23 protein-coding genes and 4 pseudogenes are annotated in these 24,861 nt (G+C 47.3%); 19 read left to right on the top strand and 8 right to left on the bottom strand.

All coding sequences use genetic code 11. The annotated features are described in order from the left end of the window. The first annotated feature begins 47 nt into the window (after nt 1-47). The 3 genes from ACHHV8_RS23515 to ACHHV8_RS23505 all read left to right on the top strand — a co-directional run bounded on the left by ACHHV8_RS23515 (nt 48) and on the right by ACHHV8_RS23505 (nt 2,812). Nucleotides 48-1,043, top strand: a complete 996-nt coding sequence (locus ACHHV8_RS23515; RefSeq protein WP_395161868.1) for an aldose 1-epimerase — start codon at nt 48-50, stop codon at nt 1,041-1,043. 36 nt (nt 1,044-1,079) lie between these two features. Next, complete coding sequence (locus tag ACHHV8_RS23510) at nt 1,080-1,334, top strand: hypothetical protein (RefSeq protein ID WP_395161867.1); 255 nt, start codon at nt 1,080-1,082, stop codon at nt 1,332-1,334. A 179-nt stretch (nt 1,335-1,513) separates the two neighbouring features. Continuing rightward, a complete protein-coding gene (locus tag ACHHV8_RS23505) occupies nt 1,514-2,812 on the top strand; it encodes an IS110 family RNA-guided transposase (RefSeq protein WP_395158340.1) in 1,299 nt (432 codons plus the stop codon). Nucleotides 2,813-3,500: 688 nt separating this feature from the next. Here the strand turns inward: ACHHV8_RS23505 and ACHHV8_RS23500 are convergent. From ACHHV8_RS23500 to ACHHV8_RS23480, 5 genes are read right to left on the bottom strand one after another with little or no spacing between them, the layout of a single operon-like run. After that, on the bottom strand, nt 3,501-3,797 hold the full coding sequence (locus ACHHV8_RS23500; RefSeq protein WP_395161866.1) for a spore coat protein: 297 nt from the start codon (nt 3,795-3,797) through the stop codon (nt 3,501-3,503). A 13-nt stretch (nt 3,798-3,810) separates the two neighbouring features. Continuing rightward, nucleotides 3,811-4,014, bottom strand: a complete 204-nt coding sequence (locus ACHHV8_RS23495) for a hypothetical protein (protein WP_395161865.1) — start codon at nt 4,012-4,014, stop codon at nt 3,811-3,813. A gap of 30 nt (nt 4,015-4,044) precedes the next feature. Continuing rightward, complete coding sequence (locus ACHHV8_RS23490; RefSeq protein ID WP_395161864.1) at nt 4,045-5,181, bottom strand: zinc-dependent alcohol dehydrogenase; 1,137 nt, start codon at nt 5,179-5,181, stop codon at nt 4,045-4,047. Next, nucleotides 5,178-5,564: a spore coat protein gene (locus ACHHV8_RS23485; RefSeq protein ID WP_395161863.1), complete on the bottom strand. Its 387-nt coding sequence runs from the start codon at nt 5,562-5,564 to the stop codon at nt 5,178-5,180. The genes ACHHV8_RS23490 and ACHHV8_RS23485 overlap by 4 nt, the downstream gene beginning before the upstream one ends. Nucleotides 5,565-5,576: 12 nt before the next feature. Continuing rightward, the gene (locus ACHHV8_RS23480) at nt 5,577-5,819 is read right to left on the bottom strand and encodes a spore gernimation protein GerQ (protein ID WP_127462735.1); all 243 of its coding nucleotides are present in this window, start codon (nt 5,817-5,819) and stop codon (nt 5,577-5,579) included. A gap of 187 nt (nt 5,820-6,006) precedes the next feature. Here ACHHV8_RS23480 and ACHHV8_RS23475 point away from each other — a divergent pair, with 187 nt between their 5' ends. After that, nucleotides 6,007-6,288 carry a hypothetical protein gene (locus ACHHV8_RS23475; RefSeq protein WP_395161862.1) on the top strand — a complete coding sequence of 94 codons (282 nt, stop codon included), beginning with the start codon at nt 6,007-6,009 and terminating at the stop codon, nt 6,286-6,288. Nucleotides 6,289-6,394: 106 nt separating this feature from the next. Here ACHHV8_RS23475 and ACHHV8_RS23470 read toward each other — a convergent pair whose 3' ends face one another. Together ACHHV8_RS23470 and ACHHV8_RS23465 are read right to left on the bottom strand one after the other, a co-directional pair. Continuing rightward, nucleotides 6,395-6,898, bottom strand: coding sequence for a CBO0543 family protein (locus ACHHV8_RS23470; protein ID WP_395161861.1), 504 nt, complete (start codon nt 6,896-6,898; stop codon nt 6,395-6,397). A gap of 152 nt (nt 6,899-7,050) precedes the next feature. Continuing rightward, the gene (locus tag ACHHV8_RS23465) at nt 7,051-7,227 is read right to left on the bottom strand and encodes a CBO0543 family protein (RefSeq protein WP_395163603.1); all 177 of its coding nucleotides are present in this window, start codon (nt 7,225-7,227) and stop codon (nt 7,051-7,053) included. A gap of 214 nt (nt 7,228-7,441) precedes the next feature. On the opposite strand from ACHHV8_RS23465, the pseudogene ACHHV8_RS23460 reads away from it, so the two are divergent. From ACHHV8_RS23460 to ACHHV8_RS23380, 14 genes and pseudogenes are all read left to right on the top strand, one after another. Next, nucleotides 7,442-8,536 (top strand): annotated as a pseudogene (locus ACHHV8_RS23460) (L-dopachrome tautomerase-related protein). A 417-nt stretch (nt 8,537-8,953) separates the two neighbouring features. After that, entirely contained in the window at nt 8,954-9,256 is a 303-nt protein-coding gene (locus ACHHV8_RS23455; RefSeq protein WP_395161860.1) for a tyrosine-type recombinase/integrase, read from the top strand. Further along, nucleotides 9,249-9,520: pseudogene (locus tag ACHHV8_RS23450) on the top strand (RNA polymerase subunit sigma-70); the annotation flags it as partial. The gene ACHHV8_RS23455 and the pseudogene ACHHV8_RS23450, both read left to right, overlap by 8 nt. Nucleotides 9,521-9,738: 218 nt before the next feature. Then, nucleotides 9,739-11,295, top strand: a complete 1,557-nt coding sequence (locus ACHHV8_RS23445) for a response regulator (protein ID WP_395161859.1) — start codon at nt 9,739-9,741, stop codon at nt 11,293-11,295. Next, a complete protein-coding gene (locus tag ACHHV8_RS23440; RefSeq protein WP_395161858.1) occupies nt 11,292-12,989 on the top strand; it encodes a sensor histidine kinase in 1,698 nt (565 codons plus the stop codon). Before ACHHV8_RS23445 ends, ACHHV8_RS23440 begins: the two co-directional genes overlap by 4 nt. Before the next feature lie 858 nt (nt 12,990-13,847). Further along, a pseudogene (locus ACHHV8_RS36825) lies at nt 13,848-15,144 on the top strand (transposase); the annotation flags it as partial. 217 nt (nt 15,145-15,361) lie between these two features. Continuing rightward, nucleotides 15,362-16,195, top strand: a complete 834-nt coding sequence (locus ACHHV8_RS23415) for a TIM barrel protein (protein ID WP_395161854.1) — start codon at nt 15,362-15,364, stop codon at nt 16,193-16,195. A gap of 14 nt (nt 16,196-16,209) precedes the next feature. Beyond that, nucleotides 16,210-17,247: a zinc-dependent alcohol dehydrogenase family protein gene (locus tag ACHHV8_RS23410; RefSeq protein WP_395161853.1), complete on the top strand. Its 1,038-nt coding sequence runs from the start codon at nt 16,210-16,212 to the stop codon at nt 17,245-17,247. Nucleotides 17,248-17,273: 26 nt separating this feature from the next. Continuing rightward, nucleotides 17,274-18,662, top strand: a complete 1,389-nt coding sequence (locus ACHHV8_RS23405; protein ID WP_395161852.1) for an ABC transporter substrate-binding protein — start codon at nt 17,274-17,276, stop codon at nt 18,660-18,662. Nucleotides 18,663-18,718: 56 nt separating this feature from the next. Further along, on the top strand, nt 18,719-19,603 hold the full coding sequence (locus tag ACHHV8_RS23400) for a carbohydrate ABC transporter permease (protein WP_395161851.1): 885 nt from the start codon (nt 18,719-18,721) through the stop codon (nt 19,601-19,603). Next, nucleotides 19,600-20,430 (top strand): carbohydrate ABC transporter permease, encoded by an 831-nt coding sequence (locus ACHHV8_RS23395; RefSeq protein ID WP_395161850.1) that lies wholly within the window; start codon nt 19,600-19,602, stop codon nt 20,428-20,430. Before ACHHV8_RS23400 ends, ACHHV8_RS23395 begins: the two co-directional genes overlap by 4 nt. 122 nt (nt 20,431-20,552) lie before the next feature. After that, entirely contained in the window at nt 20,553-21,851 is a 1,299-nt protein-coding gene (locus ACHHV8_RS23390; RefSeq protein WP_395158340.1) for an IS110 family RNA-guided transposase, read from the top strand. 415 nt (nt 21,852-22,266) lie between these two features. Then, entirely contained in the window at nt 22,267-23,094 is an 828-nt protein-coding gene (locus ACHHV8_RS23385) for a TIM barrel protein (RefSeq protein WP_395161849.1), read from the top strand. A 2-nt stretch (nt 23,095-23,096) separates the two neighbouring features. Continuing rightward, nucleotides 23,097-24,236: a Gfo/Idh/MocA family protein gene (locus ACHHV8_RS23380; protein WP_395161848.1), complete on the top strand. Its 1,140-nt coding sequence runs from the start codon at nt 23,097-23,099 to the stop codon at nt 24,234-24,236. 114 nt (nt 24,237-24,350) lie between these two features. On the opposite strand, the pseudogene ACHHV8_RS23375 reads toward ACHHV8_RS23380, so the two are convergent. Beyond that, nucleotides 24,351-24,607: pseudogene (locus ACHHV8_RS23375) on the bottom strand (transposase); the annotation flags it as partial. Between the two features lie 47 nt (nt 24,608-24,654). On the opposite strand from ACHHV8_RS23375, the gene ACHHV8_RS23370 reads away from it, so the two are divergent. Then, nucleotides 24,655-24,783 (top strand): hypothetical protein, encoded by a 129-nt coding sequence (locus tag ACHHV8_RS23370; RefSeq protein WP_395161847.1) that lies wholly within the window; start codon nt 24,655-24,657, stop codon nt 24,781-24,783. The last annotated feature ends 78 nt before the right edge of the window (nt 24,784-24,861 follow it).

Here is a 24,861-nt window from a genome sequence, read left to right as displayed (position 1 = left end):
TTCACCGGATAAAGTTAGCATCTTCTATTGACAAAAGGAGTGTTAGGATGGCGGTAGCATATTCAGGTTTATTTAATGACGAAAAGGCATTTTGGTTGGAAACTGACCGGTACCAAGCTGCCGTACTGCCTGGAATTGGAGCCAATCTCATTGCTTTCCGCGATCGACGTAACGATTACAAGTTTTTGCGGGAGCCGTCCTTAGAAGACATGGAAGCGTTTAAGGCAATGCCGAGAAATCACGGTATTCCTGTACTGTTCCCACCTAACCGTTTCGAGGACGGCAGGTTTTCTTTTAACGGCAGGAACTATTTTTTCCCTATTAATGAAGAAAAGACGGGCAATCATATCCACGGATTCTTTTATAATAGGGCTTGGGATGTACTAGAATACGGTGAAAATGAAAAAGAATGCTTTATTGTTTTGCATCAAGATGTGAATGAAACGCATGAGGTGTTTACTTATTTCCCGCATACCTTCAAATTCAGAATAAAATATACGCTTTCGGTCCATGGACTCTCCCAGAAGGTGGAGATTGAGAACTGCGGGGATGAGCCTATGCCTTGTATGCTGGCATTTCATACTGCCCTCAATGCGCCCTTTTCACCGAATTCCACTATCGAGGATTGTCTTTGTAAAATTACCATCGGTGAGAGGTGGGAGTTGGACGAGCGGATGCTGCCAACCGGTCGTAAGCAACCGCTGGAAGAGGGGGAGCTGTCGATGAAGCACGGTTCCGTCTCTCCCTTTTGGAGGCCGATGGACAATCACTATACGGCCTTGCCGCAAAAAGGAAAAAACTTTGTCGAGCTAATTGACACGCTTGAGAAGGTACGCTTGATCTATGATGTGGGGACCCGATATAAGCAGTGGATGATATGGAACAATAAGGCAGCAGGCGGATTCTTCTGCCCCGAACCCCAAATCAATTTGGTCAATGCCCCTAATGTCAGCCTTCCCGATGAAAGTAAGGGCATGGTTGTCGTGGAGCCCGGGCACATTTGGACGGAAACAAGCCGTTTCTACGTTGAGGATTATTATTAATGCTAATGACTAGCCAAAGAGGAGGTTCATCTAATCATGGACGTACACACATATGAACGATGGCAGAGGGTTTGGACTTGGTGGAGAGAAACGGCAATATTCAAGCTGGAGCCGAACTGGTATACTAGGTTGGAGGACGCGCCTAAGGATGCGCCGGACGGAACGCGGATTAGCGTTATGGATAAAGTGCGGACGGATTATGATAGATGTAAAGGCAAGTGGAAGATGGTAAAGGAAATTACGGAGAAAGATTGCGAGAGAATATATGGAAAAGATGAGACTGTTCTTTGAGCAGTCTTTCTTTATTCCTTTCATAAACAGACAACGAAAAGAGAGAATTCCACGGATTAAGGAGCCATTCCTGTAATGAAGTAATTTGAGCTTTGAACGAAAAAAGCGCCTCTTGTATACTGGGAATCGTTGTTCTCGACCAAAAGAACAAAACCCACATACGAAAAGAGGCACCTACTATGAAGCATAAGCTAAAACAGAAACAGAATCAACGGATTACACGAATTACCGATTCGACGCTGGTTGTCGGTGCGGACATTGCCAAGAAGATTCATGTAGCGCGTGCAGTAGATTTTCGTGGAATTGAACTGGGCAAGGATTGCGTGTTCCACAACGATCAGGGAGGGTTGACAAAACTGGCGACGTGGATGAAGGAGCTCGGACAAACACATGGCAAGACTGATATTGTGTTTGGAATTGAGCCAACCGGACACTATTGGTTCCCGCTCGCAGCATTTCTGCAGGAACAAGGCATTCAGGTCGTTGTCGTCAATCCGCATCATGTCAGCAAGACGAAAGAACTTGAGGACAACTCGCAGACGAAAAGCGACTATAAAGATGCCAAAGTCATTGCGGATCTCATTCGGAACGGGAAGTACTCGGAGCCGAAATTGCCTACAAAAGAATACGCAGATTTACGAATCCTGATGAACCTGCGGGAGAAGGTGTCGGCCAGCTTGACGCAAGTGAAAGGTCGCATCGGCAACTGGTTTGACAGGTTTTTTCCGGAGTACATCGGTGTCTTTAAGGATTGGGACGGCAAAGCTTCGCTCATGACGATGAGGGCATTTCCGTTGCCGGCAGACATCGTCGCCAAGGGGGCCAGAGACGTCCTGGCTCACTGGAAGACGGACGTGAAGCGTGGCGTGGGGATCAAGCGTGCAGAAAAGCTATACGCTGTCGCTGTTGCGTCTATCGGACTGGTAGAAGGCGCCGTCGCGGCTCGAATGGAACTTCATACGCTGCTCGGGCAGTTCGACCTGTTTAACGATCAACTGGAATCCATTATGGGGCAAGTCATGCGGATCCTGGAGAACATTCCTGGAGTAATACAAATGCTGACCGTACCGGGAGTTGGAGCGATTACCGTGGCTGGATTTCTAGCTGAGGTTGGGGATCTAAACAACTACGATCACGGTCAACAAATTATTCGACTCGCCGGGCTAAACCTCAAAGAGAACAGCTCGGGTAAACGCAAGGGCAAGACGGGAATTAGCAAGCGAGGACGATCACGCCTGCGAGCGCTCTTGTACCGCGCGGTGATGCCAATGGTGGCTAAGAATGAGGCTTTTAAGTCGCTTCACAAGCACTATACAACGCGAAGCCAAAATCCACTCAAGAAAAAGCAGTCCCTCATCGCCTTGTGTGGCAAACTCATTCGAGTTCTGCACACGCTGGGGACAAAGCAAAGAGAGTACAACGCAATTGACGTTATGGGTCCCGTTAGGAGCTACCAGATACAGCAAGAGGCTGCTTAGAGCAAGAAAGCAAATACCTGGAATCTCGCATTATTCACAAGTGAACAACTATGACAACGGAAGCACCGGAGAAGCCGACGAACAATATTCCATAAGGGCAACGACCCCGTAAAGGAGCAAGAATCGGCATCCACCCCTTGAGAGGTAGAACGAAGGAATGTGAGGGCATAGACCCAGCGTGACATGGGAGGGTAAACCTCGAGGGTGAATGTGGATATCCAACTGTGCGATCATACCGAATAATCCACAGTTTTGGAATCTGATATCCTAAGCTCTATTCCCGCCTACGCTCTGACTTCAATCAGTTGCACAGGCCGCATTCTCCACTATTATCGCTCAAGCTGTCAAAGTTGAAATATTGAGAATTCGTGAGAAACCAGGAGAAAACATTACTTTATAGTAGGAGTGAGCTTTATGAAAAAGGAGAATGTATTGATGTGGCCGATCTTGCGCTGATGAGCGTAGAAAAAGCCCGATATTAAAATTTTGCACGCTAATGAACGTTTCTTTTGACTTTGATGGATTGCATCTAGAGGGAGCCCGAGGGGAATAATTTCGGTGCTCCCTTTTGATTTGTGTATAAGTTGATTTACAGTGAACTTGAGACCGGTGGTGAAACTGATGAGTGATATCGGCTATAGAATCAAATGCATGGTGGTTTTGAGCTTTTGTCGGAACGAATACGGTGTCAGGACGGAATGTTCATAGCGGTCTGAATATTTTTCAGATCGAGCTGAATTTGCTCCGGAATATGGTGGGGATGGTATAAACCCATCTGCATCATGTAGTTTGTTATCTTTTCATGCGAGTCTATAGCTTCGTCGAGCTGTTTCATCAAAATTTGCTTGATTTCGGGGGTAGCACATTCGGTTACGGCCATGGCATAGTTTCTGACTCCGCTCTTGGCGTTCATCAAAAAATCCATTGCGATCACGTCGTCGGTTAGCGTATGAAGCCCTGTCAAGTGTTCTATTAGGGTGTTCATGTTTCTATCTCCTTTAGGTTAGGGTCACTTTAGACAGCACTCCACCGAGCTCCTGAAGCTGCTGCTGTGATAATTGCACGTCTTGCTGCAAAATTTGCTTGAGCTCCGGGTTGGTTACCAGAGCTTGCATGGTTCTGGATTTGGTCATGCAAACGGTCTTGAACGCAGCCATTTCATGAACCTCCAGCACCTCATGCAAAGCGTAATTGGAATTCATTGAAATATCCTCCCCTGTATTTACCCATATTCATGGCTTTAAGATGACTTTGATGCAATTGTCCGTTTTCGTATCGAACACTTCATAGCCGCGCGTGGCCTCGCTGAGCGGGATGACGTGAGTAACAATGTCTCCAGGGTCTACTTTCCCCGACGTAACCAATTCGTACATATACGGCATATAATGAATGACCGGAGCTTGTCCGGATCGGATATTCACGTTGCGCTGCATGATGTCGCCGAGCGGGAATCCGTTATAGCGTCCGCCGTATACCCCAGTGACTTGGATGGTGCCGCCTTTGCGGACAGCCTGAGATGCAATGATAAATGCGCTCATCGTGCCGCCTTGCAGTTTCAAACCGCTGGCTAGAAATTCGAGATCGCTCATCTTGCCGTCCATTCCTACCGCATCAATCACGACATCGGCGCCGCCTTTGGTCATTTCCTTGAGATTGTTGCCAATGTTCTTATCCTGTTCGAAGTTTACGATTTCCACATTGTTCGTTCGCTTCGCATGCTGTAAGCGGTAATCGACATAGTCAACGGCAATGACTCGCTTTGCTCCCTTCAGCCAGCAGAATTTCTGGGCCAGAAGTCCGACCGGACCGCAGCCGAGCACGATGACCGTATCTCCATTTTTGACGCCAGCGTTATCTACGCTCCAGAATGCCGTCGTCATGGCATCGGCGATCAAGCTTAGCTTTTCGTCCGGTTGCTCGCAGTTTTCAGGAATCTTGAAGTGGGTGAAATTAGCAAACGGAACTCGTAAATACTCGGCTTGCCCGCCAGGGTAACCACCGGTCGTTCCGGTGTAGCCGAAATATGCGCCCATATCCCCATGTTCGTTTGAATTGTCGCATTGGCTTTCCAGTTGATTTTTGCAAAAAAAGCATTCTCCGCATGCGATGTTGAACGGGATGATCACACGGTCGCCTTTCTTTACATTTGTCACGCCGGGGCCTACTTCTTCTACGATCCCCATCGGCTCATGCCCGATGACATAATTCTCCTGAAGGTTAGGGATCATCCCATGAATAAGGTGAAGGTCAGAACCACAAATGGCGGTACTGGTGATCTTTACGATCATATCGTCCGGTTTCTCAATCTTTGGATCCGGCACCTCTTTGACCACGACATTTTTAATCCCTTGATACGTTACTGCCTTCATGCTTTATGTCCTCCAATATGTTCATCTGGGGTCCGATCAAACATCCCTTTACGCGACGTATCATCCGGGAACAAATTCATCTGCCCGATCATCACCGTATTTTTCGCTGAAAGCTGGTCGAGTTGGTACTGTTCGTTCAGCTCATAAGGATGGAACCATTTTTTGCGAATCATAAGCTCCGTGATTTCTTGGTGCAGTGCAATCCCCTGCATAAGATGATTGCGCAGCAGCGCTCTTACATCGGGAGAAGCCGTTTCCGTCAGGGCGATGGACAAATTTCGCACAGCCTCCTTGGCACGAATAAGGAAGTCCATTGCAAATGTCATATCTGCCATCTCCGGCATATTTAACGAATTAATCGGGTCTAAATAATCGGTGTTCATTGGCGCTCCCCTTTAATGTGTGATAGGTGTCGGGCTATTCGGAACAGGCGCTTGGAATGGAGCTCTTGCGTAGATGGCCTGAAGCTCGGCGATCTGTTGCGTGGATAGAATGACGTCCTTCTGCATTAACGCTTTCAGCTCCTGGTCAAAGACCAAGCCTTGCATAAGTTTTGACTTAGCGAGGCAGAGTGTTTTGAAGTTTAACGCTTCATGCAGTTCCATCGATTCGTGCGGTGCTAGCGTTGGCGTATTCATTGAGTAATTATCACTCCTTTCTTTCAAAGTTAGACTTTCCTACGTATTGGATACTATACCAAAATGGATTGCCGAAATCTGGGGGTCCAAAATTCCCATGCAGTCGTAAGAATATAAACAAAATCTCAACCGCATACTTATTTCTGTTTAAGCTATTGATCATTGCTCTAAGGAAGGAGGACTCATCTTGCCCAATGAAAATAAAATTGATCTAGCCACCGAAAATGCAAGAAAACCGGCAGAAGGTACACTTCACTCGAGCGGCAATACTTTGGAGCAGCATGCATCTAACGCGGTTTCTGAGGCGCAAACGGCTTTAAATCAGGCGATAAGCTCGATAAGTGAATCTAATGCAGCAACAAATTCACAAGCTTTGGAGACGGCCCGGCAGCATTTGACCCAAGCAGAGGAATTTTTAGACCAAGCCCAAACTTCGGCAAACGCATTACGTCTGCCGGACCAACAATAAAACGGTAGTTTTGGTAGTGGCAGAGATTCTCGGCGAACGCGCTTGATTTGGCGGACTAGCGCAGCAAGTCATGATAAGCGAAAGGGAGCCCTCTAAAGGGCCTCCCTCATTGCTTCCTATTATACGGGTTGGTCGTTAAAATGCCGACGTTCTTCAGCGCCACGCGCGGCGGCAACAGGAGCGCGGCCAGCGTAAGTTGGGTGACTTCTTCGGGGCATAGCCAGTTCCAACGAACATACCGAATCAGATCGGTATATTGTACAAGCAGCACCTCAACTATCGTCTGTACAGTGGTGAATAACACGTAATAGCCGAATTGAATCCAGCCACTCCTATGGCTCGGGTAATACGCGTTAAACACCGCGCATGTCATCGGATAGGCCATATATTCGTAGGTGAAGCTCGTCCGGCTAACGTCGGCAAGCTCCCTTACGGGATAGGCGAGAAGTTGGAGTTCGACCACGGCATGACCGAAAATACACGTAATATACTGTTTGAACAAAAAAGCGACCATCGCCAATCGACGTTTTTGCCGCGGGATAATGAGAATCAATAACAATGAAAGGATCCACACTGAAACGATAATGCTGTATTGCAGCAGCAAACTCATCGCTCGCCTCCTTCCTGAAAACTTTGCGGTTTCTAAAGAGCCAGCTCGCTAGGCCGTGTACGGATAGGAATATAATCGATAACACGATCGCCATCAAACTCCAGTGAAAATGTACATAATCCACCAAGTCGATATTTACGGCCAGCAACCCGTCAATTCCAGGCGGCAAAGTAAAAACACTTCGTCAACTTATTCGAACGAGGTCTGTAGATATAATAAAGACTGTTCGCAACAGGCGTCCAGACCAATTTGAACGTGATATTCAAATGTGAAGCTTTGGGAAATTCACGCAACGGGTAGGCCGCCAAATCAAAGTGAACGAGCAGCATTTCTACCGTCCATACCACAGCCTGACACGCTTTTTATTCATACTTTCGTGGGCGGTGATACTTAGGCAAAAAATACAACACCGTTTACTCGTTGTCCGTCATAGATACGAACTTGCGGGGTTCCCGTAAAATAATTTTATATTATCCAGGCAATTGAACCACATTCAGTCATATAAATAGGTGATAGCAGTTCGAACCTGTTGAGGAGGATTTTATACAAGTGATGTTACCGAGTGAAAAGTATTTTGGTAAGTTTGAGGCGTTTTTTTTATTTTACGGAGCCATGCCTACAGGCGTTACTGTTTCTGAAACCGGGCGTATTTTCATTTGCTTTCCGAAATGGGGAGACGACGTTAAATTTACGGTGGCTGAAATCGTTCACGATACATTACACCCTTATCCTAGTTTAGACGCTAATGTGGTAAGCCCATCGAATATCACAACGTCCTTCATTAGTGTCCAAAGTGTCGTTGCTGATGGAAATGGTACGCTTTGGGTACTGGATACAGGAGCTCCTAATTTCTCGGAACCCATCAAAGGGGGGGCGAAGTTAGTTGCTGTAGATTTAAATTCAAATACCATAAGAAGTGTATATACATTTACGGAGGATGTTGTCCTGCCAACCACTTATCTGAATGATGTCCGATTTGATTTTCGTGTTGGTAAAGCAGGTTATGCTTATATAACGGATTCGTCTTCCCGATGACCAGGAGCCATTATTGTCGTTGATTTAGAAACCGGTTATGCCTGGAGACGGTTAAACGGGGCAAATTCAACTTCACCCGATCGCTTTTTCTTACCGAAAGTTGAAGGTAAAATCCTGATGAATCGAAACCAAGACGGATCTACTTCACCCTTTAGATTGGCATCCGATGGTATAGCGATTTCCCCTGACGGCAAGATGTTGTATTATTGTCCTCTCTCCAGTCGTCATCTGTACTCGATTTCAACGGAAGCCCTGAGAGACCGAACGATACCGGATATAAATTTACAGTATTACGTGAAGTATTGGGGAGAAAAAGGTGCTTCAGATGGAATGATCACCGATGCAAAAGGAAACGTTTACGCTGGAGACTATGAAAACAATAGTATTCGAAAGATATTGCCGAATGGAATAATGGAAACCATCGCACATGATCCGAGGATTTTATGGCCGGATACTTTTTCTATTGGTCCAGATCAATACTTATATTTCATCGTGAACCAATTACATCGGCAGGCAAGATTTCATTATGGAAATGACCTGCGGCAGAAGCCTTATAGTTTACTCCGTATGAAAATAGACGAACCACCTGCTCCTACCTTTTAGTAATATTTCGCTTTAAAATATTGACTCTATTTGCATAGAAAATGTGCTTTATGACTTTATAGTTATTAAGAATTTGGAGGCTGCCTGTTCAGCTATCGGGTAACCCTAGCGCAACAAATTATTTCCAAATGTGGTTTTACCCCTCCCAAACATAGTGAAGCTAATAGTAATTAGCCTGTGGGAGGGGTTTTGTTTTATGAAAATGACTAATCTTTGGACATTGTATGAGGCCGATAAACGCATTCTGGGTTTTAGTTCACATACTTTAAAGGCATATTCCCTTTAGCTTAAGGTGCTGACTCGCGAGATTGGCAACCTAAATATCGGAAAAGTAACATTCGACTTGCTAAAAGGATATTTTGCAAAGCAATCGAAACGGTTAAAGCCAAGCAGTTTGGGCCATAGCATACGGAAGATGTGATTAATCTCAAGATAACCTATGATTCCACAAGTGAGCACGCACTCCTGGAGTTCTTATATTGCACTGGTTGTCGCGTAGGTGAGGTGCACAGGTTGGATGTTGAAGATATCAACTGGGAGAACTGCTCCGCAATTGTGCACGGGAAAGGCTCTAAACAAAGAAAAGTGTATTTCACAACTGAATGCAAGGTCTGGTCAAAAAGATACCTCGAGAGTCGAAAGGATTCTAGAGCATTAACCTTAATGCAGCCACCTGCGACTCAAGTTCTTGTCAACCGACAAGATCAAAGCTGCCGCTAGGTGTATCGAGAATGAAATCCTTATGCACCTGCGTTCGCCAAAGAAAACCCGCAAGGATGTTTCGCTCCATGATCCGATCGGAACGGATATGGAGGGCAATGAGACCACATTGATCGATATCCTTGGCAGCGAGGCCGACGATCCCATAGATAAAGTCCAGCTGAAGATCGAGAAATCGAAAATTTACCGTAATCTCGACATATGGATGAGCGGGAGCGGGAAGCAGTCGCTGGCCGCTTCGGCCCGGAGGCAGGCAGAAAGGAGCTGATGAAGCCGCATCAGGAGTTTTGTTAAGTTGAAACGGTAAGGAAAGATTACGATAAGCAGCTTGCTCTAGGGTACGAGCTAGAACTTGTTGAAGACAATATTTCTGGTTTGAAAGGTACGTTTGAATACAATAGAGCATAAAGTATTGATTTTATCCGTTCCAATCATGGTATTATGAAATGTATTAGATAAACTTGTTTCCTTGAGGTGAATTCATGAAATTAATTCTTATAGAAGACGAACCCGAATCGCTGACAGGTATGTCTAATGCGATTAGAACTATCGAGATGGAATTTGCATTGCTCATTTCTAATTGTGCCGGACAAGCCCTTCAGCTCATCCAAGATGAGCGTCCGGAGCTTATTGTAACCGATATCATGCTTCCCGACGGCACAGGCTTGGATTTGGTCGAGCAGGTCACAGGACCTGATTATAACCCCAAAATCATTGTGATCAGCGGATACAATGATTTCGAGTATGCCAGAAGAAGCATCCGAGTCGGAGCTGCCGACTATTTATTAAAGCCGTTCAGCACCGAGGAATTTATTGAAAAAATTCAAAAAGTGCTTATCTCGATCCGGGAAAGCAGCCTCAGCAAGAATGAAGCGAATGCTCAGAAGACGTTTGCTGAAATCGGAAACCGCTCTATGCGCGATGAGTATCTAACTGATTTTTGTTTGAGGAGCACTCCATTGGAAGAGCATTTATATCAACGACTGAAATTATGGGGGATCGAGTGGTTAGCCAATAGCAGTTTTTCGTTGCTTGTAATGGATATAAAAGGATATCCTGAAGGGAAACCGATCGGAAGCAGGTTTTCACTGCAAACTTTCGCGATCGGCAATGTCGTCCATGAACTGCTAACGTCATATCCCTCGTCCTGCTTGTTCAAAGATCCGCAGAATAGATGGGTCATACTGACCGGAGAAGAGGACATTTCCGAGTTCTCCCGCAATATTGCAGGTGCATTAAAGCGATATCAGAAATTAGAGTTAGCAGTGGGGATAAGCTCCAGAAAAACGGCCTTTGAAGACATTCACGCGGCTTATGACGAGGCGTTAAAAGCATTCCGATTAAGCTCTCTTTCAGAAAGCCCTGAATACTTCTATCAAGGAAAACATAACCTTCATATTTCCAATGACACCGCATTTCCATCCTTTATGTCCGCTCTGGTGTTAGAAAGAGATGAAGAAAAAATCCAAAAGGGTGTGCACACCTTCCTTCGCTACGCGATGCTCTCTGAAGATTCGGTAAGTAAAGGAGGCGTGGTTCGCAGCATTCTGAATTTTATTTCGCAGGTACAATTAAATTTGAGCGAAGCGACGTCGAAGGAATTGGAGGAAATCCCTATGAAGGTATGGGATGTCCTTGACGAATGCAAAACACTGGAGGAAAGCGAGCAGGTTCTCACCCGATATCTGATTGAGCTCAGTAATGACTTGTCTCCGTCCAAATCCAACGCATTCGTGGAAAGAGCGCTGCAAATGATTGAAGCGCGTTACATGGAAGATTTGACACTTCAAGGAATTGCTGACGAACTATCTTTGCATCCCGTTTGGCTCAGTCAATTGATCAAGAAGGAAACCGGACAAACGTATTTGGACCACCTGACGGAAAGAAGAATGGAAAAAACAAAAACGTTATTAAGGGAGACCAGTATGAAAATATACGAGATCGTCGAATCCGTCGGCTATCATGATTTGCAGCATTTCGGCAATCTATTCAAAAAAAGAACGGGACAAACGCCAAAGGAGTATCGGTACGGCAAATGAAATTCAAACTGTTTCCCATCAAGAATAACTTGTTTAATAAGATTTTTGTTCTGATGTCGCTTTCCGTATTTATCCCAGTTGGTCTGCTCGGACTTCTTTCCTATAATAAATCCGGTACTCAGCTTGCTTCCGTTACGTCCCAGCTGCTGCAGGACAATCTTCAGCTCAACGCACGGCAGGTTAATTTTTTTATGAAAAACGTGGAGAACGAAGCGGATAAAATCATCGCTTCCCGTGAGCTGCAAAATCTGTTAGGTCAAGAACCTCCGAAAACGTATGAGCAGGAGATTCAGTTTATTAACCAGATGGTAGATGTGGTTATCCAACTCAGGGGTTCTTACGAAATGTATGTGTTCCCTAGAAATTTCGATCAATATCCGAACTATCGAAACCTCATCAAATTAAGTAAAATAGGGCCAGACTCCGAAATTTTCGGTCGGGCCTATCAGTTGCATCGCAACGGGATTTGGGTCCATATCTGGGACGATAATTTAAATAAGCCCATTTTTATTTACGTCAGAGCGATCTTTGCGAATAACCTCAAACCGCTAGGCATATTAGCTCTGCAAATTCCCGATTCGCTGATCCGTGAAGTGCTGGCTTCGCCATCTTCCTTCCAAAACTATATGTTTCTGCTTACGGATGATCAGAATCATATTATTTCTCATCCGACGGCAAGCTTTTACAATGAGATCTACATTCCCCAGAAGGACTGGTATAAAGCCGAAATACAGCTTAGTGAGGCGGGCTGGAAGTTGATTGCGGCCGTTCCGCAAAAAGATTTATTCGGAAGCATCGATGAAATCAAGAAGTTTACGGTATGGATCGTGGCAGGAAGTCTGCTCCTTATCGCTGGTTTTTTGACTTTGATTTTACGAAGCTTTACGAATCCGATTAAACATATCGTTCAGCATATGTCCTCGGTGAGAATTGGCCTTCTTTATCCATTTCGCTTGGCGAAACAAAGAGAGGATGAAGTCGGACAGTTAATCCGCGGCTATAACCAAATGATATCCGGGATGGCGGACTTGCTCAGTACAACGAAAGAGATGGAGTCGGAGAAGAGGCAGCTGGAGCTTCAAACGTTGAATCACCAAATCAATCCGCATTTTTTCTACAATACGCTGGATGCGATCAAATGGAGGGCGGAGAAGGTCAAGGAGACGACGATTTCGACGATGGTAACCAAGCTGGCGAATTTGCTTCGTTTCAGCTTGAACAACGGGGATGAATGGACGACCGTCGAAAGGGAGGTCGCGCACGCCCGCAATTATTTGGACATTGAATTGCTCAGAAGCAACCGACCTTTTCAGATTTTTGTTCAAGTCGGGCCCGAAATCATGAAGCTAAAGGTCATCAAGCTTATGCTGCAGCCATTGGTTGAAAATGCCGTCAAACATGGGGTCAGCAAATTGCCGGAAGGCAAAGGGAAAATCCGGATAACGGTCAAGCGTAAGGATAACGATCTGATTTTTATAGTGGAGGATAACGGCCTCGGCCTGCAGGAGATTGCCGCGACGGATGTGGATCAGATCCTGGATAACGACGACTCTCACGGCATCGGGTTAAGCAATGTTCATAAGCGCTTGCAGCTGCATTTCGGCAAGGACTACGGGATCAAGATCGAATCCGCCCCGGGCTCCGGGTTTCGGGTTGTGGTGCGGCATCCTATACAGTCAACCGTTCTTTCATGAGCGGTTTTTCTTTCGTGCGCTTGACAGCGCATCGACTTAAAAGTGAAAGTCTCTAGCACCCCGCAAGGGTGGCGGAAGTGCATAGCTGACCAATCGGGCCCTGTTCGTTAGGAATGGTGCGGAGGATTGGAAGGCAAAACCCGGAACAGGCGGCATGTCAATGGTGTGCCCATGGTGGCTTATGAGACCGGACACCCTGCTAAAAGTGGGAAAGTCCAATACCACGGTTGGTCTCGGAATTTAGGAGGGCTGGCTTTGAGGAAAGGTCGATGACGTGACCCAAGGAGGGCTCAGCGTTCCCGTGAAAGATATGGTAAACCCCAATCTAGTCCGCGAGGATAAGTCAAGTTTATGGATAGTGAGCGGTCAGAGAAGGTATAGTAGCTAGAAAGCTTGCAAAAAGCCGCAATGGCAAGTGACCCGACACAGTGTCATCGGTCAGCCTTGACCCAAAGGCGAGGGAATCGTGCGAAACCCGGAACCGTGGGAGAAAAGCAACAAGCGTAAAGATATGCAAGTGTTCGGATTGAAATCGTGGAGCCAAGAAGTGCGAAAACCGAAGTATTGAAAGAGATTACCAGTCGGAATCAGACCGTGAATGTTAAAGTATTGATTAAGAAGTCCATGAAATCCATACCTAAGGGGATTGGGAACTATTTCGCAATGGTGACATTAAAGGTCTGTCTAGAAATTTTGATTCTTGGTTTCGCATGAAATTGCCGTATAGTACAAATGCGAAGCTGGAAGAAGCCTCGAAACCTGTTGCGAGAAGTGTGAAAGAGTGGCTGGAAAAGAGATCTTTCGAGTATTAGGATGACAGCATGGAAAAATTCAAGTTTGTCAGCATGCGCATTACGCTATGCCTACACCCAGCGAATTTACTCCTCCCGTCAGATCGCCAAAGCGGTTCGTGAGAACATCATATTTATGTGGATCGCCGGCAGGTAGCGTCCAGACTTCCGTACCCTGAATCGGTTTTGTTCCGAACGTATGAAAGCGGTCCTGGAGACTGTATTTACCGCGGTTCTTCAATGGCTCGCCGACAAGAGCTCTGTACAGCTTGGACACTACTTTGTTAACGGAACCAAGATTGAAGGCAATGCCAGCCGGTATACGTTTGTCTGGGGAAAGGCCACCCAGAAGCATAAGACCAAACTTCAGGAAAAGGTACAAGCGCTGTTTGCCACTATTAAAGAACCTGAAAAACAAGAAGACCTGGCACACGATGGTCAGGACCTTCAAAGCTAGGCGGGGCCTCAGAGATCACCAGTGAAAAGTTGGAGCTTGCGGTCAAGAAACTAGAAAGACTGCAGGAAAAACCGAAAGATAAGCCGTTGAAGAAAGCCGCGCGTACCCTCCGAAAAGATCTGCTCCCTCGTCTTCAAAAATACGAATCACAGGAAGATATTTTAGGAAATAGGAACAGTTACAGTAAAACCGACAAAGATGCTACATTTATGCGTATGAAGGAAGACCACATGCGAAACGGCCAGCTCAAGCCGGGTTACAATGTGCAAATGGGTACTGAAAATCAATTCATCCTTGGCTACAATGTTCATCAGCGGCCTACAGATGCACGCTGCCTCATTCCCCACCTCGAAAAGGTTAGAAGAAAATAAAATCAAGGCCATCGTCAAGTACAGCACTTATCACCGGGAAAAAAGCAAAGCATGGCACGCAGATATGAGCGAGATCGACAACTGGATGTATGATGCCGAAGCAGATGCGTGGACGTGTGCGGCGGGACAAACCCTCATTTCCTGAGAGCAAGCAAGGAAACAACAGAAAGTAGATAAGAAATCGAGTACCGTCATTACCGGAGTTCAAGTTGTGAAGGCTGCCTGTTAAAACCACAATGCACAAAAACACAAGGCAATCGTGAAGTGAAAGTGAGTATGAACTACTTGCGTCTTAAAAATCAAGCGCGTGAAAAACTCCGCAGCGAAGACGGTTACGCGCTAGCCGTTTGACGTATGATCGAACCGGTGCCTGTATTTGGAACATCAAGAACAACTGAGGACTCAAACGATTCCTGCTTCGGGGCCTATCCAAAGTTAGCCTGGAGGTCGGGTAGCTTCCGTTCGCTCATAATCTGCTGAAGAAAGCGTCGGTAGACGCCAAAAATAAAAGAGCGAGACAGATACAGGTTGTCTAGCTCCTTTATTGCTTTAAGAATGTACTGCACTTGCGAATTTGGCGTCTCTCTCGATTCTTGATTCCTACTTTTAAGACAGTCTCTTCTCTTTTTTGACGAAGCATTCACTAAAAAACCATGGTGAAACATTAATTTCACCATGTTTAATAGAAAACGTTCTGTCTGTATGATTGAAGCATGAACAGCAAGTCATCAAAAAAGAGGAGGTCTTCATGCTATGAGTAACGACATCAAATTTTCTTACAATACGCTGGTTTACGCCGGTGAGCATATCAAGCAGGGGATCAAAAGAATCGCCGGATTCGGGTACGATGCCGCGGAGTTTGTAGGGGAGCCGGAAACGATGGACGCACAGTACATCCGCAGCCTGCTCGAGCAACATCAGTTGGAAGCGTCCTCCATCTGCGCGATTTATACGACTGAGCGCGATTTGGTTTCCAGTAAGCCTGAGGTTCGGCGAAATGCGGTTCGATACCTCAAGCAATGTGTTGACTTTGCCAAAACGATCGGTGCTAAAGGCATCTCCGTCACGCCGACCGCGAATATGAAAATCCACGCAGAGGCGGATCGGGATACCGAGCTGCGATGGGCGGCGGAAGGGATCAAGGAAGCCGGTCTGTACGCAGGAGCCCATGGCATTCGGCTTACAGTCGAGCCGTGGAACCGCTATGAGACATATTTGATCAACCGGGTAGAACAATCGTTTGAGCTTGTTAACGAAATCAATTTGCCGAACGTCGGTGTCATGGGCGATACCTATCATATGAACATTGAGGAAATCGATATCGTCGAAGCGTTCCGCAGCGTCGGAAGCAAGCTGTATTACGTGCATTTTGCCGACAGTAATCGCGCGGCGCCGGGCAAAGGGCATATCGATTTCAAGTCGATCGCCCAAGTGCTGGTTGATATTCAATATGAAGGCTACATCTCAATGGAACTGCTGCCTCCGTTTGCTGATCCATTCAGCGGCGTGCGCTGCGAAGAGTATTACGACGAATATACGAAGGAATCGATCGATTACCTGAAAGCGCTATTCGCTTCGATTGCTTAAGGAGGAAATCACAGATGAATACAATGTTTGCAGCAGTACTGCACAAGCCTGAAGATATGAGAATCGAAGAAGTAGCCGTTCCAGACATTTCCGAGCATGAAGTTCTCATTGCCGTGCAGCGATGCGGCATCTGCGGTACGGATCCGCACATTTACCGTGGACATTTCCCGGTGCCGACTCCGCTCATTCAAGGACACGAATTTTCCGGGGAAGTCGTCCAAATCGGCTCTGCTGTCACAACTGTCGGGATTGGCGACAAGGTAACGGCGGATATCAATATCAGCTGCGGCAAATGCTTCTACTGTAGAATGGGACAAAAGCTGTTTTGCGAACAGATCACGCAAATCGGCGTTCATATCAACGGGGCGTTCGCGCAATATGTGAAGGTGCCTGAATCCAATATTTACAAGCTCCCGGCGGATATGACCTGGGAAGAGGCCGCCTATATCGAACCGCTCGCCTGTGTCATTCGCGGCCAGGAGCGAGCCAATATTACGATGGGCAGTACAGTAGCGATTATTGGTGCAGGTCCGATGGGTCTGGTTCATGCGCAGCTCGCCAAAATGAACGGCGCAAGCACCGTCATCATGAGCGAAATGAATGCGGCGCGGATCGAGAAGGCGCGCAGTCTCGGCGTGGACTATGTCATCGATGCTTCGGCGCAGGATCCTGTTCAAGCGGTGCGCGACCTGACCGAAGGAAGAGGCGCCGACTATGTGATTGAAGCGGTGGGCGCGATACCGACCTACCAGCAGGCGTTCCAAATGGTAAGAAGAGGCGGCACGCTCGTTACGTACGGAGCCGCTCCGGCTCATGCGACGATGGAAGTGAAGCCGTTCGAAATTTACAGCAAAGAGCTGACGATCGTCGGTTCCTATGCGGGCACTTACGATACATGGGTGAGAGCGATTCAATTGATTTCCAGCAAACGCTTCAAGCCGACCGAAATTATCAGCAAAACGATTCCACTGACCAATATTGTTGACGGCCTGCAAGAAGCGATTCATAACAAAGATATCATCAAAATTATGGTAGACTGCACGGACAACTAAAACTAACCGTAGGGGGTTCCATTCCAATGAAATGGACAAAGAAACCGCTTCTTACCATACTCGGCACCGCACTTCTTCTTAGTGCTTGCTCCACGAATTCCGCCGATAAAAATGCTGCAAATTTACCAAATGCCGATGCGGGCAAAAGCGGCGAGCAAGTCACTTTAAACGCCGTTATGCTGGGAGCGACATGGGGTGAAGCGACTCAGGAGCTCGCCAAGCAATACGAGAAAGAGACAGGCGTTAAAGTGAATGTCGAGCTTGTCGGACGAGACGTCATTTATCAGAAATTAGCGTTATCCATTGCCGGACAAGCGAACTACGATTTGTTCAACGTCGATTATAACTGGATTCCTGAGTTCGCTTCTACGGAAAGCTTGTATCCACTGGACGACTTCATCAAGAAAAATAATATGGATACATCCAAATATTTGCCGAGAGCGCTTGCGCTGACCCAATGGAACGGCAAAAACGGCTCCTTCGGCAATGGCGGCACGATCTACGGATTGCCGCAAACGATTCACCCTCATGTGCTCTGGTATCGTTCGGACTTGTTCAACGATGAGACGATGAAGAAGGAATTCAAAGCCCAATTCGGCTACGACCTGGCACCGCCTAAGACCATGAAACAGTTTCAAGAAGCCGCGCAATTCTTCAACGGCAAAACCGTAAACGGCCAGAAGCTGTACGGCTGGGCGGCGCAAGGCAGCAAAGGCTTCGGTAACGTGCATACATGGCTCACGTTCATGTATTCCAACGGCGCTGACGTCATCAATTGGGACAAGATGACCTCCTCCTTGTCTACGCCTGAAGCTGTGGAGGCTACGAAAACATGGGTGGACTTACTGAAATACTCGCCTCCGGGAGTGAACGATTATACCTTCGCAGAGGTAGCATCCGATGCGGCACAAGGAAAACTGGCGATGGCCATTCACTGGTCCTGGTCGGCATTCGAAGTGGATGATCCGAAGAAGTCCAAAACCGTAGGGAAGTGGGACTTCGTGCAGGTGCCGGAAATGAAGCAATCCGTGCCGCACCTGGCCGGCTGGGCGGATGTTATTCCGAAGACGTCCAAGCATCCGGAAGAGGCCTTCAAGTTTATGGCATGGCTCGAAAATAAACAAAACGACGTAACTCAAGCGAAGATGGGCGCCGGCGACCCGGTACGCACGGAATCGTATGCCGATCCGTCCCTGATCGATATGAAAATCGAAGGCACTGACGTGAAGAAGTTCCGCCGCTATACCGCATTGCAAGGAGCGATGAAAACGGCAAAAGCCCGTCCGTTCTTTCCGCAAGAAGAGAAATGGGAGAGCACCGTTTCCGAATATTTAAGCGCAGCCCAGCTGAAGCAGATTACGGTAGAAGAAGCGCTCAAGAAAGCGGACGAGGCGGTTAACAAAATGTTGAAATAAAAAAGTGTTGAGGGAGGGGGGCTCCCCCCTTCCATTTTTAAACGGGAGAGTTGAACATGAATAATCTGAAGCTGAATAGAAGCGGGCCATACCTGGTTATGGTGCCGGGGATATTGCTGCTTGCCCTGTTTTCGATTTATCCGTTTCTGTTTCTGGTGAAGATTAGCTTCCAGAAGTACAGTCCCGTGGGCATCAACAATCCCTTAGTCGGATTCAAGAACTACATCAATTTGTTTCAAGACCATAATTTCTGGAACGCTCTCAAGGTGACAGCGATCTTCGTCGCCAGCACGGTCGTCCTGGAATTCCTGATCGGACTGGCATTAGCCGTCATCGTCAACCGGATTAGCCTAGGGCAGAAGTGGTTTCAATCACTGATTCTGCTGCCGATCGCAATGGCGCCGACCGTAGTCGGCTTAATGTTCCGCTTTATGATGAACGATCAGTACGGAGTGCTCAATTATTTTGCGGAAATGCTTGGGTTGTCGAGAACCGCTTGGCTGTCCGATCCTCATATGGCTTTGCCTGCTTTGATTGTAACCGATATATGGCAATGGACCCCGTTTATGATGATTATATTGCTCGCCGGATTGAAGGGTATTCCTGACGAGCCGTATGAGGCGGCCAATATAGACGGAGCCACCGCATGGCAGGCATTCCGTTATGTTACGATTCCGCAGCTTTCCCGCATTATCTCAATTGCTGTTCTGCTGAGAACGATCGACTCGTTTCGCATTTATGACACCATCTACATGATGACTAAAGGCGGACCTATTAACGTGACTTCGACACTAAGCTGGATTGTTTACGATAAAGGCTTCAAGTTTCTAGATTTCGGTTACGGCGCCGCGATTTGCGTCATCATGCTGATTGTTGTAGTCAGCCTGCTTACTTACATGATGAAAAAAATGGATGTTTTCGAGATGGAGGGGAAATCATGAGGAACTCCGACAACAAAGCGACGCTTCTCTTGCTCTACGCCATCATCATCATCTCGATGCTCGTCTTTGTATTTCCAATCTTTTGGATGATTGTAACTTCTTTGAAAAACCAGACGGATGCGTTCACAAGCGTCCCGAAATGGACATTTGCCGTTACGTGGGACAATTACAAAACCGTTCTGCTGGAAAAAAACTTCCTGAAATATTTGTTCAATAGCTTGTATGTGTCTGTATTGTCTACGGTGATCGCGGTCATTCTAGGGAGCGGCATCGCGTACCCGTTTGCCAGATATAAGCTGGCAGGTGCTAAAAATGTGCTGACATGGATCTTGACGCTGCGGATCGTTCCGCCGATTGTTTCGATTTTGCCGATTTATATCGTCTTCTCGAAGCTAAATATGCTGGACACTTATACGGCATTGGTTCTGATGTATTCCTTTATGAATCTTCCGTTGGCGACTTGGCTGCTGTACGGCTTCTTTAAGGATGTGCCAGGGGAGATCGAGGAATCTGCGCTGGTCGACGGCTGCAATCGCTTTAGCGCGTTCTTCCGTGTAATTTTACCTATCGTCGGGCCGGGGCTTGTATCCGCCGGACTGCTTTCGTTTATTTTTGCCTGGAACGAGTTTTTGTTCGCCAACATTTTGTCCGGGCCGCACGTCCGAACAGCGCCTGTGGGGCTTAACGAGTATGCGACTCCAGTCAGCGTACTGTGGGGACAAATTGCAGCGGCGGGAACGATGATCATTATTCCGATCGCAGTGTTCACGATTGCTTTGCAGCGCAAGATGGTCCGCGGACTTACGATGGGTGCGGTTAAAGGTTAAGAAGGAGCCATTCCTGTAATGAAGTAATTTGAGCTTTGAACGAAAAAAGCGCCTCTTGTATACTGGGAATCGTTGTTCTCGACCAAAAGAACAAAACCCACATACGAAAAGAGGCACCTACTATGAAGCATAAGCTAAAACAGAAACAGAATCAACGGATTACACGAATTACCGATTCGACGCTGGTTGTCGGTGCGGACATTGCCAAGAAGATTCATGTAGCGCGTGCAGTAGATTTTCGTGGAATTGAACTGGGCAAGGATTGCGTGTTCCACAACGATCAGGGAGGGTTGACAAAACTGGCGACGTGGATGAAGGAGCTCGGACAAACACATGGCAAGACTGATATTGTGTTTGGAATTGAGCCAACCGGACACTATTGGTTCCCGCTCGCAGCATTTCTGCAGGAACAAGGCATTCAGGTCGTTGTCGTCAATCCGCATCATGTCAGCAAGACGAAAGAACTTGAGGACAACTCGCAGACGAAAAGCGACTATAAAGATGCCAAAGTCATTGCGGATCTCATTCGGAACGGGAAGTACTCGGAGCCGAAATTGCCTACAAAAGAATACGCAGATTTACGAATCCTGATGAACCTGCGGGAGAAGGTGTCGGCCAGCTTGACGCAAGTGAAAGGTCGCATCGGCAACTGGTTTGACAGGTTTTTTCCGGAGTACATCGGTGTCTTTAAGGATTGGGACGGCAAAGCTTCGCTCATGACGATGAGGGCATTTCCGTTGCCGGCAGACATCGTCGCCAAGGGGGCCAGAGACGTCCTGGCTCACTGGAAGACGGACGTGAAGCGTGGCGTGGGGATCAAGCGTGCAGAAAAGCTATACGCTGTCGCTGTTGCGTCTATCGGACTGGTAGAAGGCGCCGTCGCGGCTCGAATGGAACTTCATACGCTGCTCGGGCAGTTCGACCTGTTTAACGATCAACTGGAATCCATTATGGGGCAAGTCATGCGGATCCTGGAGAACATTCCTGGAGTAATACAAATGCTGACCGTACCGGGAGTTGGAGCGATTACCGTGGCTGGATTTCTAGCTGAGGTTGGGGATCTAAACAACTACGATCACGGTCAACAAATTATTCGACTCGCCGGGCTAAACCTCAAAGAGAACAGCTCGGGTAAACGCAAGGGCAAGACGGGAATTAGCAAGCGAGGACGATCACGCCTGCGAGCGCTCTTGTACCGCGCGGTGATGCCAATGGTGGCTAAGAATGAGGCTTTTAAGTCGCTTCACAAGCACTATACAACGCGAAGCCAAAATCCACTCAAGAAAAAGCAGTCCCTCATCGCCTTGTGTGGCAAACTCATTCGAGTTCTGCACACGCTGGGGACAAAGCAAAGAGAGTACAACGCAATTGACGTTATGGGTCCCGTTAGGAGCTACCAGATACAGCAAGAGGCTGCTTAGAGCAAGAAAGCAAATACCTGGAATCTCGCATTATTCACAAGTGAACAACTATGACAACGGAAGCACCGGAGAAGCCGACGAACAATATTCCATAAGGGCAACGACCCCGTAAAGGAGCAAGAATCGGCATCCACCCCTTGAGAGGTAGAACGAAGGAATGTGAGGGCATAGACCCAGCGTGACATGGGAGGGTAAACCTCGAGGGTGAATGTGGATATCCAACTGTGCGATCATACCGAATAATCCACAGTTTTGGAATCTGATATCCTAAGCTCTATTCCCGCCTACGCTCTGACTTCAATCAGTTGCACAGGCCGCATTCTCCACTATTATCGCTCAAGCTGTCAAAGTTGAAATATTGAGAATTCGTGAGAAACCAGGAGAAAACATTACTTTATAGTAGGAGGAGAACGGAATGTATAAATATAGTGCGACTCAATGGATCTATGGGAATGAAGAACTGGAAAAGAGCCTGCAACGGCTTAAAAGGTTCGGTTACGATGGTGTGGAATTGGCGGGCGAGCCATATCAAATGGATTTGGCTTCCGTTCAATTGCTGTTAAACAAGTACGAGCTGGCATGTACCTCGATCTGTGGCATTTATACAGAGGAGCGCGACCTTGCCAGCCCGAATCAAGAAGTACGGTGTAACGCCGTCCAATATGTGAGGGATTGCGTCGATATGGCGGAGCAGCTAGGCGCTTCTGTCGTTATTGTCGTTCCTACCCCCGTAGGGAAAAGCTGCGCCGATACGACTTCCGGGGAGGAGTGGGAGCTGGCGGTAGCCAGCTTGAAGGAAGCGGGAGCGTACGCTGAAACAAAAGGCATTGATCTGGCGATTGAGGCTTTAAACAGGTTTGAGACGTACTTGGTTAACAAATTGACTCTCGCTAAAAAGCTTGCCGAAGAAGTTGGGAACGGCCGTGTGCGAATCATGGCCGATTTGTTTCATATGAACATAGAGGAGCGCAGCCACAGTGCCGCTCTTCGCGACATTGCCCCTTATTTGGCCCACGTTCATATCGCCGACAATACGCGGGAAGCGGCGGGGCTCGGCCAAACAGATTTTGCCGACGTATTTCGCACGCTCAAGGAGATCGGTTACCAAGGGGCGATTACGATGGAATTTATGCCGCCGGTTTCAAATCCTTATTTGACTGCGCGGCAGAACGAGTCGGGCGATTTGCTCGACGCTTATACTATGCAATCGATTGAGCATATTAAATCCATAGTAGGTGCATGATAATGGAAATGATCAAAGTGGCCATAGCCGGAACTGGGTTCTCTGCGCTTGCGCACATGGAAGCTCTAAGACGCATTCCGTTCGTCGAGGTCAGGGGAATCTGCGCAAGCTCCCCGGACAAAAGCAAGCAATTTGCTGCGAAAATGAATATCCCGACGGCTTACGATACGGTTGAGGACCTTCTGCAAGATCCGAACATCCAGGCGGTTCATAATTGTACGCCTAACTCTCTGCATTTCGACATCAACCGCAAGGTGCTTTTGTCGGGCAAGCATTTATTGTCGGAGAAGCCGCTCGCCATTGACAGCCGTGAGTCGGCAGAGCTGGCTGAATTGGCTAAGCAGTCGGATGTGATCAGCGGAGTTTGCTTCAACTACAGGCATTATCCGATGGTGTCTCAAATAAAGGAAATGCTTCGAGAAGGCAAGCAGGGAAGAATCAATCTGGTCTACGGAGGCTATTTGCAGGATTGGCTGCTGTATGAAACCGATTATAGCTGGAGACTGGATCCAGAGAAGAACGGTCCATCCCGTGCGATGGCAGACATCGGCTCCCATTGGTGCGACACAGTGCAGTATGTGCTCGGTAAGAAAATCGTAAGCGTTTTTGCCGATTTGAAGACGGTTCATCCTGTCCGAAAGAAGCCTAAGATGCAGACTGCAACTTTCATAAGTAATGAAGATGCGGAGCGAGAGAACGTCCCGGTTACAACCGAAGATTACGGAAGCGTATTAATTCACTTTCAGGATGGGGCACAAGGCGTATTCACGGTATCGCAGGTAGCTGCGGGAAGAAAGAACCGACTGCATTTCGAAATCGCCACGGACCAATCGTCGTTAGCGTGGGATCAGGAGCAGCCCAATCGCCTTTGGATCGGGAAACGGGGAGAAGCAAACGGAGAACTGTCGAAGGATCCCGATTTGCTTCTGCCGGAATCTGCATCTTTAGCACATTATCCGGGCGGACATCAAGAGGGATGGCCTGATGGGTTGAAAAATTTATTTTATGATTTCTATATGAAAATTTCGAATCGGAGCTATTCCAGCACATTTGCAACGCTAGACGATGGACACAGAATCATGATGCTAGTAGAAGCGATTTTAACAAGTAATAAAGAGAAAAGATGGGTTTCGCTGGATTGAAGAAGCAAGAGAGTCCGAAAGGGCTCTCTTATCGTATAGCTTTACTCGTTTAAAAGACTTCTCCCCGAGTGGAGAAAAAGTTTGTAAGAGACATAGCAGGTCGAGTTACGTATTGCGGTTTTGCCATTCTTTGATGATTGGAACGATCCTATTCGTTACGTTGAAACTGAGCATGGTAAGACTTCGATCCCGAACACATTTTCGAGATGATCCTGGATGTCCTTCGTGCTGACTTCCTTGGTGTACAAGGCAATAAATTGATCTTCGATACCCGTTACGTTCGACTGATGCTTCTTAACAACGAGCGGTTCAAACTCGCCCTGACAATCCCTCGGAACCATGATTTCTTGCTCTCCATACTCACTGGTTACGCGCTAGACTTGCCATTTTAGAATCATAGAGGATGGAGACATCGGATATGACGAATCAGGAAGCCAAGGCAGGTATCATCTGGGTTGTGAAAAAAGGATCGGCACAAAAGCGTATTGGTCTCAGCGTGGCCTTGCTCTTTAGTCCGATCCTATTCATACCCGCATTTGGAGAGTGATGTAATAGATATGATGCATGATCAAAGTCAAACTGATTTAGAGCTAGATTGGCCGTACTGGCAAATAAAGAAACAGCC

The sequence above is a fragment of the Paenibacillus sp. TAB_01 genome (assembly GCF_043945595.1).
Classification (GTDB): domain Bacteria; phylum Bacillota; class Bacilli; order Paenibacillales; family NBRC-103111; genus Paenibacillus_S.
Note: the sequence above shows the minus strand (reverse complement) of the source record. Positions and strands in the feature narration are given on the sequence as shown.

Bases quoted from the DNA above. Each gene is read 5' to 3' on its own strand.
- ACHHV8_RS23515 (WP_395161868.1), top strand. From the start codon at position 48: ATGGCGGTAGCATATTCAGGTTTATTTAATGACGAAAAGGCATTTTGG.
- ACHHV8_RS23510 (WP_395161867.1), top strand. From the start codon at position 1,080: ATGGACGTACACACATATGAACGATGGCAGAGGGTTTGGACTTGGTGG.
- ACHHV8_RS23505 (WP_395158340.1), top strand. From the start codon at position 1,514: ATGAAGCATAAGCTAAAACAGAAACAGAATCAACGGATTACACGAATT.
- ACHHV8_RS23500 (WP_395161866.1), bottom strand. From the start codon at position 3,797: ATGAACACCCTAATAGAACACTTGACAGGGCTTCATACGCTAACCGAC.
- ACHHV8_RS23495 (WP_395161865.1), bottom strand. From the start codon at position 4,014: ATGAATTCCAATTACGCTTTGCATGAGGTGCTGGAGGTTCATGAAATG.
- ACHHV8_RS23490 (WP_395161864.1), bottom strand. From the start codon at position 5,181: ATGAAGGCAGTAACGTATCAAGGGATTAAAAATGTCGTGGTCAAAGAG.
- ACHHV8_RS23485 (WP_395161863.1), bottom strand. From the start codon at position 5,564: ATGAACACCGATTATTTAGACCCGATTAATTCGTTAAATATGCCGGAG.
- ACHHV8_RS23480 (WP_127462735.1), bottom strand. From the start codon at position 5,819: ATGAATACGCCAACGCTAGCACCGCACGAATCGATGGAACTGCATGAA.
- ACHHV8_RS23470 (WP_395161861.1), bottom strand. From the start codon at position 6,898: ATGAGTTTGCTGCTGCAATACAGCATTATCGTTTCAGTGTGGATCCTT.
- ACHHV8_RS23465 (WP_395163603.1), bottom strand. From the start codon at position 7,227: ATGCTGCTCGTTCACTTTGATTTGGCGGCCTACCCGTTGCGTGAATTT.
- ACHHV8_RS23445 (WP_395161859.1), top strand. From the start codon at position 9,739: ATGAAATTAATTCTTATAGAAGACGAACCCGAATCGCTGACAGGTATG.
- ACHHV8_RS23440 (WP_395161858.1), top strand. From the start codon at position 11,292: ATGAAATTCAAACTGTTTCCCATCAAGAATAACTTGTTTAATAAGATT.
- ACHHV8_RS23415 (WP_395161854.1), top strand. From the start codon at position 15,362: ATGAGTAACGACATCAAATTTTCTTACAATACGCTGGTTTACGCCGGT.
- ACHHV8_RS23410 (WP_395161853.1), top strand. From the start codon at position 16,210: ATGAATACAATGTTTGCAGCAGTACTGCACAAGCCTGAAGATATGAGA.
- ACHHV8_RS23405 (WP_395161852.1), top strand. From the start codon at position 17,274: ATGAAATGGACAAAGAAACCGCTTCTTACCATACTCGGCACCGCACTT.
- ACHHV8_RS23400 (WP_395161851.1), top strand. From the start codon at position 18,719: ATGAATAATCTGAAGCTGAATAGAAGCGGGCCATACCTGGTTATGGTG.
- ACHHV8_RS23395 (WP_395161850.1), top strand. From the start codon at position 19,600: ATGAGGAACTCCGACAACAAAGCGACGCTTCTCTTGCTCTACGCCATC.
- ACHHV8_RS23390 (WP_395158340.1), top strand. From the start codon at position 20,553: ATGAAGCATAAGCTAAAACAGAAACAGAATCAACGGATTACACGAATT.
- ACHHV8_RS23385 (WP_395161849.1), top strand. From the start codon at position 22,267: ATGTATAAATATAGTGCGACTCAATGGATCTATGGGAATGAAGAACTG.
- ACHHV8_RS23380 (WP_395161848.1), top strand. From the start codon at position 23,097: ATGGAAATGATCAAAGTGGCCATAGCCGGAACTGGGTTCTCTGCGCTT.
- ACHHV8_RS23370 (WP_395161847.1), top strand. From the start codon at position 24,655: ATGACGAATCAGGAAGCCAAGGCAGGTATCATCTGGGTTGTGAAAAAA.